A 1,900-nucleotide genomic window follows, 5' to 3' on the forward strand; every position below is an offset into this window, starting at 1 on the left:
GATACGTACAACCGGCTCACGCCCGCGTTCATCGGTATCCCCTTCTTCTACTGGTACCAGATGGCCTGGGTGTTCGTGTCGACCGCGCTCACCAGCACCGCGTACGTGATCGTGCGACGGCACGAGCGGGCCCGTAAGGCCTCGGCGGCGGCAGGGGGTGGGCGGCCGTGAAGGACGGCGTGAACGGCGTGGCGCTCGCCGTGTTCATCTTCTTCTTCGTGGTCGTCACGGCCATGGGCTTCGTGGCCGCCAAGTGGCGGCGCGCCGAGAATGCCGACAGCCTCGACGAGTGGGGACTGGGCGGCCGGTCGTTCGGCACCTGGATCACGTGGTTCCTGCTGGGCGGTGACCTCTATACCGCGTACACCTTCGTCGCCGTCCCGGCGGCCGTCTACGCGGGCGGTGCGGCGGGGTTCTTCGCGGTGCCGTACACGATCCTCTGTTATCCGCTGGTGTTCACCTTCCTGCCGCGGCTGTGGTCCGTCGCGCACAAGCACGGGTATGTGACGTCGTCGGACTTCGTGCGGGGGCGGTTCGGGTCCAAGGGGCTCTCGCTCGCGCTCGCGCTCACCGGGCTGCTCGCCACGATGCCGTACATCGCGCTCCAGCTCGTCGGCATCCAGGCCGTCCTGGACGTGCTCGGTGTCGGCGGCGGCTCCAACTGGTTCATGAAGGACCTGCCGCTGCTGATCGCGTTCGGCGTGCTCGCGGCCTACACCTATTCCTCCGGGCTGCGTGCCCCCGCGCTCATCGCCTTCGTCAAGGACGCGCTGGTCTACATCGTCATCATCGTGGCCGTCATCTATATCCCCATCAGGCTGGGCGGCTTCGACCACATCTTCGCCAAGGCCGCCGACGCCTTTGCGGTCAAGAACCCCGCAACCGGCAAGCCGCGCGGTTCTCTCGTGACCGGGCCCGACGCCCAATGGGCGTACGCGACGCTGGCACTGGGATCGGCGATGGCGCTCTTCCTCTACCCGCACTCGGTGACCGCGGTGCTCTCCAGCAAGAACCGCAACGTCATCCGCCGCAACACCACGATCCTGCCGCTCTACTCGCTGATGCTGGGCCTGCTCGCGATGCTCGGCTTCATGGCGATCGCCGCCGGGGTGAAGGTGAAGAACGGTCAGCTCGCGATTCCCCAGCTCTTCGAGGACATGTTCCCCGACTGGTTCACCGGCGTGGCCTTCGCCGCGATCGGAATCGGTGCGCTGGTGCCCGCGGCCATCATGTCCATTGCGGCAGCGAATCTCTTCACGCGCAATATCTACAAGGACTTCATCCGGCCCGACGCCACGCCCGAGCGCGAGGCGAAGGTCTCCAAGCTGGCCTCGCTGCTCGTGAAGGTCGGCGCGCTGATCTTCGTTCTCACCATGGACAAGACGGTCGCCATCAATTTCCAGCTGCTCGGTGGCATCTGGATCCTGCAGACCGTCCCGGCGCTCGTCGGCGGGCTCTTCACCCGCTGGTTCCACCGGTGGGCGCTGCTCGCCGGCTGGGCGGTGGGCATGGTCTACGGGACGTGGCGGGCGTATGACACGCCGAGTGCCACGCAGGACCATTTCGGGAATACGAACCTTATTCCGCTTATCGGGGAGAAGGGGTATATCGGGCTTACCGCTTTTGTTCTCAATGTGGTGGTGGCCGTGGTGCTGACGTTTGCGTTCAAGGCGTTCCGGGTGCCGGATGGGGTCGACGAGACGTCGCCCTCCGACTACACGGCTGATGCCGGGGACGAGGGGGTGCGGGCCGACCTGCCCGCGCCCGGTCACTAGTCGCCTGCCGTCTGCCGCCTGTCGCCTGCGGCGTGCTTCCGGGTGTCCAGTGCGCCTTCCGGGCGGGTGCCGGGGGCAGTCCGGCGACCGCCGGTCGGTGGGGGCTGGTCGCGCAGTTCCCCGCG

The 1,900-nt window shown here is 67.1% G+C and carries 2 protein-coding genes; both read left to right on the top strand.

The annotated features are described in order from the left end of the window. A partial coding sequence (locus K6I34_RS36410) for a DUF3311 domain-containing protein (RefSeq protein ID WP_229332306.1) occupies window positions 1–171 on the top strand: 171 nt, incomplete at its 5' end. Then, window positions 168–1,775, top strand: a complete 1,608-nt coding sequence (mctP, locus tag K6I34_RS36415) for a monocarboxylate uptake permease MctP (RefSeq protein WP_229332305.1) — start codon at window positions 168–170, stop codon at window positions 1,773–1,775. The genes K6I34_RS36410 and mctP, both read left to right, overlap by 4 nt. Window positions 1,776–1,900 lie beyond the last annotated feature (125 nt).

This window comes from Streptomyces sp. UNOC14_S4 (assembly GCF_020740835.1).
GTDB lineage: Bacteria > Actinomycetota > Actinomycetes > Streptomycetales > Streptomycetaceae > Streptomyces.